The 2,159-nt window shown below is 59.2% G+C and carries 1 protein-coding gene; it reads left to right on the top strand.

What is annotated here, in order from left to right; translation table 11 throughout:
* Positions 1–573: 573 nt before the first annotated feature.
* Entirely contained in the window at positions 574–933 is a 360-nt protein-coding gene (locus AC0L27_RS40960; protein ID WP_473323755.1) for an H-NS histone family protein, read from the top strand.
* Positions 934–2,159 lie beyond the last annotated feature (1,226 nt).

Here is a 2,159-nt window from a genome sequence, read left to right as displayed (position 1 = left end):
TCCGACAAGGACCAAACCGGCGAAGTAAAATCGCAAATGACGGGACATCGAAAACTCCCGGTGTTGCGCCCCCTACTCGGCACGAGCCTTTGCGGCGACATGGGCCCCCATACGGCTTAAATCTGGCAACGTGATGGATTAATTGTGCCTCTACGCATCCGAGTTACAGGCCATCCAACACTCTTCAGTTGTAAAGCCGGCGGCGCGTTCGATTAAATCGAGCCACACGCGTTGCTTTGGGCGTCGGCCCCGCTCGCGATCCGTGGCGCGGCCGCCTGGTTGATCACTCGCTGCGGTGTTTGCGCTCACCTTCGCAATGGCGCTGGCAATGTGAAAGAGCAACTGGTCGAGCGGTAGGTTGTGGATGATATGATGCCGGTGTGCGGGCCGGAGTGAGGATTCGCCTCGCACCAAATTAAATGCTCCGTCACGATATTACCGCCGTCGCGCCTTTCTCCCGTTCTACCTCCTCATTTAAATGTGGATTGTACGACGACTATTTAACTCACGGCTTGTCTGCTCCTTCATTCCCGACTTGTCTGCCTGGGCCCTCCCCCAAAATTGGATCGAGCGATGAACACCGAGCATTTCAATTCGCTTTCCCTTGACGAGCTTTGGAGACTTCACCAACAGGTCGCCGCCACCCTCAATCAGAAAATTTGGATGCAAAAAGCACGGTTGGAGGAGCGGCTCCGCAAAATTGGACTGGCCGAGAAAGCTGTACGGTTCGATCGTAAACGCCGTCCATACCCGCCCGTTCGCCCCAAATATAGCAACCCAAAGAACCCGGCGGAGACATGGTCCGGCCGCGGCAGACTGCCTCGATGGCTGCGGCCGCAGCTACGAGGGGGCCGGAAGTTGGATGATTTCCTAATCGACGCTCCGCGAAATCTAACTCGCGAAAAGGCGTACGAGCGAGCCCGTACCCTCTAAGGGACGACGACAGAGTAGGCGCGAGCCGATCGGCCCCGGGAAGCTGTTGGCGACGCTCAACGCGAGGCTCTCCTCGGTTGCGAGAGCAACTTTCTGGCAATCGTGACGTCGCCCCAGGCCAAGCCGCCTAATGGGACGAAGCAGCGCCCCGGCCGGCCCGGCAGCCGACGGAGTTTGGCCTGTAGACCGAAATCCGGACAGACCGCAAGGCTTTGTCGCATGAAGACCGCGAGCTGTGAACGAGAGGCCGCGAGTTGAGGCGGTGGCCCAAAAAGGGAAGCGGGATCGGGTCAGCGACGATCTGGACGCACGTGGAGGGGCACGACTTTATCCATGTCGCTGTGACCGGAGCGCCGGCTTTGCAGCTTCACCACCTGCTCGAGTTCGAGAGCCTCTATGGCGAGCTCATCTGCCAAGCGTTCGAAAAGTGCGCGCTTTTGCGGGTCGCTCGATCGCCTGCTCATAAGGGCCAAATCCGCGGCATCCGCACGGAGTTTGTCCAATTTATCCCTTAGGTCCGCCATGGTTTCGGCCCCGTCCTAGACCCAGCTCGTCATGCGTGACGGGATGCAGGTCAACGGCGGAACACGCTACGGGTTCTTCGTTAACCGATTGTTAGGTCGACATGCGTGAAGGCCGAGATGTGTGAACGAGCGCCCGCTAGCTTTGCCGAGCGCGTCTGCGGCTATCCGATCAATGCTAGTGCGCACACGTGGTCACGACCAGCATGGTCCGGCTGCATTGCCACTCGGACCCCAACATTGGTTCATGGACTCCACGAGGAGTACCGACGGCCATGGTAGTACCAGCCGCCACCAGAACAGCGGCCGTCAGCGCGAGCATTCGATAGGTTGCCAAGTTCCACTTCATTGCGCTTCCCTCCAGTGGAAGCGCGCACGCTAGGCTCAGGAATACCTCCCGCTTGTGAACTACTTCACAGGGCGTTTCCTAACAGTCATCACAGTCGCGTGCAGCAAGCACGCTGCGTCAACCGGCGGCCCTCAAGGCGCTAGGCCCCCGAGGCGCAGTCATACGTGATGCTGCAGTCCCCAGAAGGCGATCAGCAGAAGGGCCGCGGCCCCAATTCCCAGCAATAGGAGAATGGCTTCCAGCATGACGAATCAAGCCCCGCCCAAGGGAATCATACACAGGGGCGGATCAGATAGCGGCTGTCGATGTCGGTCTTCGGTACGAACTCATCGATCTCGATCGTGTGGGTGGACTCC

Source organism: Bradyrhizobium sp. Ken51 (assembly GCF_055807435.1).
The sequence above is the reverse complement of the archived record's forward strand: the minus strand, read 5'-3'. Positions and strand labels throughout refer to the sequence as shown.